This is a genomic window from Streptomyces actuosus (assembly GCF_016921115.1).
Classification (GTDB): domain Bacteria; phylum Actinomycetota; class Actinomycetes; order Streptomycetales; family Streptomycetaceae; genus Streptomyces; species Streptomyces actuosus_A.
This window is the reverse complement of the sequence record NZ_JAFFZS010000205.1, coordinates 1-449: the sequence shown is the minus strand read 5'-3', so window position 1 is coordinate 449 and position 449 is coordinate 1. Positions and strand designations below refer to the sequence as shown.

Below are 449 nucleotides of genomic sequence, written 5' to 3'. Positions count from 1 at the left end.
GAAAATATATATATATTTATATATATATAAACATTGTGAATTAAAAATATAATACATATATTATAAAAAAATGAGAATTTTAAAAAATCATCCTTTATTAAAAATATTAAATTCATATTTAATAGATTCACCACAACCTTCTAATATAAGTTACTTATGAAATTTTGGATCTTTATTAGGTTTATGTTTAGTTATTCAAATTGTTACAGGTGTAACATTAGCTATGCATTACACACCTAGTGTGTTAGAAGCATTTAATTCTGTAGAGCATAATTTTTTTAATGCTTCATTAAATTAATTGTAAGGATGTAGTAATATATATGTTAAGTATTATTATCCTTATAAATAATTATAATAAAGTATTTTAATATCATAATGTGTTCTTTAAATCAAGCTGTATGCTGGAAACTCCCTTACTATTGGGGACAATCAGCAGGAAACCAACATAA

The 449-nt window shown here is 21.8% G+C and carries 1 pseudogene; it reads left to right on the top strand.

Annotation, left to right across the window (positions count from 1 at the left end):
• Positions 1-172: 172 nt before the first annotated feature.
• Positions 173-298 (top strand): annotated as a pseudogene (locus JS756_RS39110) (hypothetical protein); the annotation flags it as partial.
• Positions 299-449 lie beyond the last annotated feature (151 nt).